The sequence below is a fragment of the Streptomyces sp. NPDC058525 genome, from assembly GCF_042719495.1.
GTDB lineage: Bacteria > Actinomycetota > Actinomycetes > Streptomycetales > Streptomycetaceae > Streptomyces.
Window position 1 is genome coordinate 1 of the sequence record NZ_JBHXNP010000197.1, and the last position, 5,129, is coordinate 5,129.

General features: G+C 67.9%; 7 protein-coding genes. 6 read left to right on the forward strand and 1 reads right to left on the reverse strand.

The genetic code is table 11. The features are described from left to right. Positions 1-594: TIM barrel protein (locus ACFWP3_RS41505; protein ID WP_384232105.1), on the reverse strand; the 594-nt coding region annotated here is incomplete at its 3' end. A 126-nt stretch (positions 595-720) separates the two neighbouring features. Between ACFWP3_RS41505 and ACFWP3_RS41510 the strand changes: the two genes are divergently transcribed. The 6 genes from ACFWP3_RS41510 (at position 721) to ACFWP3_RS41535 (ending at position 4,962) form a co-directional block, all read left to right on the forward strand. Further along, a complete protein-coding gene (locus ACFWP3_RS41510) occupies positions 721-972 on the forward strand; it encodes a thiamine-binding protein (RefSeq protein ID WP_384232107.1) in 252 nt (83 codons plus the stop codon). Then, the gene (locus ACFWP3_RS41515; protein WP_384232109.1) at positions 969-1,352 is read left to right on the forward strand and encodes a helix-turn-helix domain-containing protein; all 384 of its coding nucleotides are present in this window, start codon (positions 969-971) and stop codon (positions 1,350-1,352) included. Before ACFWP3_RS41510 ends, ACFWP3_RS41515 begins: the two co-directional genes overlap by 4 nt. A 166-nt stretch (positions 1,353-1,518) precedes the next feature. Next, positions 1,519-2,037, forward strand: coding sequence for a 2-oxo-4-hydroxy-4-carboxy-5-ureidoimidazoline decarboxylase (gene uraD, locus ACFWP3_RS41520; RefSeq protein WP_384232111.1), 519 nt, complete (start codon positions 1,519-1,521; stop codon positions 2,035-2,037). A 5-nt stretch (positions 2,038-2,042) separates the two neighbouring features. Further along, entirely contained in the window at positions 2,043-2,444 is a 402-nt protein-coding gene (gene uraH, locus ACFWP3_RS41525; RefSeq protein ID WP_384232113.1) for a hydroxyisourate hydrolase, read from the forward strand. Position 2,445: 1 nt separating this feature from the next. After that, a complete protein-coding gene (gene pucL / locus ACFWP3_RS41530) occupies positions 2,446-3,369 on the forward strand; it encodes a factor-independent urate hydroxylase (RefSeq protein WP_384232116.1) in 924 nt (307 codons plus the stop codon). A gap of 189 nt (positions 3,370-3,558) precedes the next feature. After that, on the forward strand, positions 3,559-4,962 hold the full coding sequence (locus ACFWP3_RS41535) for an 8-oxoguanine deaminase (RefSeq protein WP_384232119.1): 1,404 nt from the start codon (positions 3,559-3,561) through the stop codon (positions 4,960-4,962). Positions 4,963-5,129: the final 167 nt, after the last annotated feature.

Below are 5,129 nucleotides of genomic sequence, written 5' to 3' on the forward strand. Positions count from 1 at the left end.
CCCCCCCCCCCCGCCGCCCGCCCCCGCCCCCCCGCCCCGGCCTTTCAGGACACCGCGACCTCCGAGTTCTACACCCACCCTCTCGCCGGCAGCGTCTTTTTTTTTTATGAGCCGGGGCTTGTTGCGGGCCCCGACCTGTCGGCGCGCGCCGCCGGGGTCGGCGGCCCGGGCCGCCACGACCAGGTTCTTCAGCGCGAGCTCGTCCTGTACGGCCGGGTCCACGCCTTCGACGCGGTTGCCGTAGAGGGCGTTCAGCGCCTTGCAGCCGACCGAGGCCGCGAAGTCGGCGGCCACGTTGATGTTGGCGTTGAAGCGCTCCGACTCCTCACCGGGCACCGATACCGCACCGCGGTCCGGGCCCGGCAGTTGGCCGGCGTAGAAGTTCAGGCCCACCAGCTGGGTGCCGGCGTCCTCGAGAGCCTTCTTGAGGGCGTCGAGCTCCGCCTGCGCGGGGGTGGGGGTCTCGATCCAGGGCCACCACAGCTCGACCGCCGTGAAGCCCGCCGCGGCGGCAGCCGCGGGACGCTCCAGAAGCGGGAGTTCCGTGAAGAGGATCGACAGGTTTACATCGAAGCGCTGGTCCGTGTATCCCATGAGGGGTGTGCGCTCCTTCCGTATTGCGGAAGTTAGTTTCTGCTTGATGGAAGACTGCATGGAGGTTCGCGCGGCTGTCAAGTGCGGGCTCCCGAAAAGCGCCGAGTGCCCGGTAGCTTGGCGAGTGTGCGATTGAGAGTGGAGTTCACGACCGAGCCCTTCGATCTCGAAGAGGCCCCTGCCCATGCCGTGGCCGCTCGCGAGGTCATCCAGAAGGCCCAGCTGGACGCGGTGGACGTCGGCCCGTTCGGCAATACCGCGGAAGGCGAGGCCGACCGGGTGCTGGCCGCGGTGGGCGAGCTGCTGCGCGATTCCCTGGAGGCCGGAGCCACGCGGGTCTCGCTCCAGGTCAACGTGCTCGGGGAGGACACGCCGTGACCGAGCCCCGCGACCACCCCTTCGTCACCGCGGTCAAGCCACTGGTGGACGCGATGGGCGGCGAGCTGATGGATCCGGCCCTGGCCCAGCCCGACGACGTCGTGCTCAGCTGGGAGGGGCGGGACCTGCTGGCCGTGCGCCTGCCCCAGCTCTCGGACTCGCTGGACCACATCCTGGCCGCGCTGGAGCGCCGGCACGGCGTACCGTTGTCCCGGCTCGACCGGAAGGCCAAGCAGGACGTGGTGCGGATACTGGAGGCGCGGGGCGCCTTCTCCGTACGGCATGGCGTGGAAACGGTCGCGGCGGCTCTGGGCGTAAGCCGCTTCACGGTTTACAACTATCTGAACCGGGAAAATCCGAACAAGACCGCCCAAGAGTGAAGCCAAGCGTGAACGCAGTCTGACCTACAGTGACGAGCCGCCGCCCAATTCATCCGGGCGGCGGCTTTTGTGTACGCGAAGTTTCAACAAAGTGTTGACGCCGTGTTGTCGAGGGCGTTAGCTATGCGCAGCCCGTCAAAGCAACAACAGGCCACGGAGGCCTACCGTGACTTCGAGTCCGACCCCGGGTCTCACCCGGTTCAACGCCTTGGACGACAGCGCGGCCGCGGCCGAGCTGCACGAGGTGTGCGCCAGCTCGGCATGGGTGGGCAAACTGCTCGCCCAGCGCCCCTTCGCCAGCGCCGATTCCCTGTTCGCCGCCAATGCCTCCGCCATGGCGGAGCTCACCGCGGCGGACCTGGGCGAAGCAATGGGAGGCCACGCGCCGATCGGCCGGCCGAAGCCGGGAGACCCGACCTCCGCCCGCGAGCAGCGTGGCATGGCCGGCGCCTCGGAGGAGCTCAAGAACGAGCTCCTCGAACTGAACCTGGCCTACCAGGAGAAGTTCGGCCACGTCTTCCTCATCTGCGCCACCGGTGCGACCGGTGAGTTCATGCGGGACGCGGTCAAGGTCCGGATCGACAACTCGCCGGAACAGGAGCGAGAGATCGCCCGCGGTGAGCTCGTCAAGATCAACAACATCCGGCTGACCCGCCTCGCCGAACTCGCAGAAGAAGGAGAGTGACCACCATGAGCACAGAGACCGCGGCATCGCCGAGAAATTCGGTGTCCACGCACATCCTGGACACCAGCATCGGCAAGCCCGCCGAGGGCGTCGCCATCTCCCTGTCGGCCCGCACCGGGCTAGACGGCGAGTGGGCGGCCCTGGGCGGCTCCGCCACCGACGCCGACGGGCGTTGCAAGGACCTGCCGGCGCTGCCGGAGGGCACCACCCACGTGCGTCTCGACTTCGAGACCGAGACGTACTTCAGTAAGAAGCAAGCCGAGGCGCAGCAGGACGCCCCCCGCGTAAGGGACAGCGGTGCGTTCTTCCCCGAGGTCACCATCACCTTCGCGGTGAACCCGGGCGAGCACTATCACGTACCGCTGCTGCTCAACCCGTTCGGCTACTCCGTTTACCGAGGGAGCTAGCATGGCCACGATTCTGGGCCAGAACCAGTACGGCAAGGCAGAGAACCGCGTCGTCAAGATCACGCGGGACGGCGACACCCACCACATCAAGGACCTGAACGTCTCGGTCGCCCTCTCCGGCGACATGGACGACGTCCACTACTCCGGCTCGAACGCCAACGTCCTGCCGACGGACACCACCAAGAACACGGTGTACGCGTTCGCCAAGGAGTACGGCATCGAGTCCGCCGAGCAGTTCGGCATCCACCTGGCGCGCTGGTTCGTGGGCAGCCAGGAGCCGATCCAGAAGGCGCGCATCCGGATCGAGGAGTACTCCTGGGACCGGATCGCCACCTCGGACGCCAACTCCAAGTTCATCGGCTCCGACGAGGTGAACCACTCCTTCGTCCGCCAGGGCATGGAGACCCGCGTCACCCAGATCACGTACGACGGCAAGAACTGGGAGGTCATCTCCGGCCTCAAGGACCTGGTCGTCATGAACTCCACGAACTCCGAGTTCTGGGGTTACGTGAAGGACAAGTACACGACGCTGAAGGAGGCCTACGACCGCATCCTGGCCACCCAGGTGTCGGCCCGCTGGCGCTTCAACTGGTCGGACGACGAGCAGCGGATGCCCAACTGGGAGAAGTCCTACGCCGAGACCAAGAAGCACATGCTCCAGGCCTTCGCGGAGACCTACTCCCTCTCGCTGCAGCAGACCCTGTACCAGATGGGTTCGCGCATCATCAACCACCGTTCGGAGATCGACGAGGTCCGCTTCTCGCTCCCGAACAAGCACCACTTCCTCGTCGACCTTGAGCCGTTCGGCCTCAAGAACGACAACGAGGTCTACTTCGCCGCGGACCGCCCGTACGGTCTGATCGAGGCCACTGTTCTCCGGGACGGCGTTGACGCCCGTATCCCCGTGGACATGACCAACCTCTGATGCGGCACGCGCGTCCCGGGGCTCCGCAGTGGCCCCGGGACCGCGACACACCTTCAGCTTCCTGAATCGGCACCCGGACGCATCACTCGGGGCGGCAGTACTGTCAGCTGTCAAGGCCCCCGGCTCCGGCACTCAAATCTCCTGGGCCTTGCCGTGCCCGCACCGCCACTGAAAGCACGAGGAAGTCCCATGGCAGCATCGGCAGCCCTTGACAGCGCGGTCGAGCGCATCGTCATCGAGAACTGTGCGATCGCGACCGTCGACGCGAACGACACCGAGTACGCCTCGGGCCACGTGGTCGTCGCCGGCAACAAGATCGAGTCGATCGGTGCGGGCAAAGCCCCCGAGAACCTCGAGAACGTGGTCCGCCGCATCGACGGCACGGGTCACCTCGTCACCCCCGGCCTGGTCAACACCCACCACCACTTCTACCAGTGGATCACGCGTGGTCTGGCCACCGACCACAACCTCTTCAACTGGCTCGTCGCGCTGTACCCGACGTGGGCGCGCATCGACGAGCAGATGACGTACACGGCCGCGCAGGGCTCCCTCGCCGCGATGGCCAAGGGCGGCGTCACCACCGCCATGGACCACCACTACGTGTTCCCCAAGGGCTCCGGCGACCTCTCCGGCTCGATCATCCGCGCCGCCTCCGAGATGGGCGTACGGTTCACCCTCGCCCGCGGCTCGATGGACCGCAGCGAGAAGGACGGCGGCCTGCCGCCGGACCACGCCGTCGAGACCCTCGAGGGTGCGCTCGCCGACACCGAGGCGACCGTCAAGAAGCACCACGACGCCTCCTTCGACTCGATGACGCAGGTCGCCGTCGCCCCCTGCTCCCCCTTCTCGGTCTCGACCGAGCTGCTGAAGCAGGGCGCCGAGCTGGCCCGCCGCCTGGGTGTGCGCATGCACACGCACGGCTCGGAGACCGTCGAGGAAGAGCAGTTCTGCAAGGAACTGTTCGGCATGGGCCCGACCGACTACTTCGAGTCGACCGGCTGGCTCGGCGAGGACGTGTGGATGGCGCACAGCGTCCACATGAACGACTCCGACATCGCCGCGTTCGCCCGCACCAAGACCGGTGTCGCGCACTGCCCGTCCTCCAACGCCCGTCTGGCCGCCGGCATCGCCCGCGTCCCGGACATGCTCGCCGCCGGTGTCCCGGTCGGCCTCGGCGTGGACGGCACCGCCTCCAACGAGTCCGGTGAGCTGCACACCGAGCTGCGCAACGCGCTGCTGATCAACCGCCTGAACACGGTCCACCGCGAGCGCGCCCTGAACGCGCGCCAGGCCCTGCGCCTCGGTACGTACGGCGGCGCCCAGGTCCTCGGCCGCGCCGACAACATCGGCTCGCTCGAGGTCGGCAAGTGCGCCGACTTCGTGATGTGGAACCTGAGCACGTTCCTGCACTCCTCGATCGCCGACCCGGTCACCGCGCTGGTCTTCGGTGCGGCCGCCCCGGTGACGGCTTCGTTCGTCAACGGCAAGCAGATCGTCGAGAACAACCGGCTGCTCTTCGCCGACGAGGACGCCATCGCGGTGTCCACGCGGCAAGAGGCCCAGCGCCTCGCGCGGATCTCCGCGCAGGCCTGAAGCTCCCCCGGCCACAGGCTGGGAGGTGCCCGCAAGAGTCCGGCCGGGGGGGACGGCCCCCGGCCGGCGGGCCGCGGGCCCCAGCGGGGTCCGCGGCAGCCGTTACCGGGAAGCGCCAGAGGACATCCGGAGGCGCCCCCCGGGGCGGGGTCTCGTGCCACATGGTT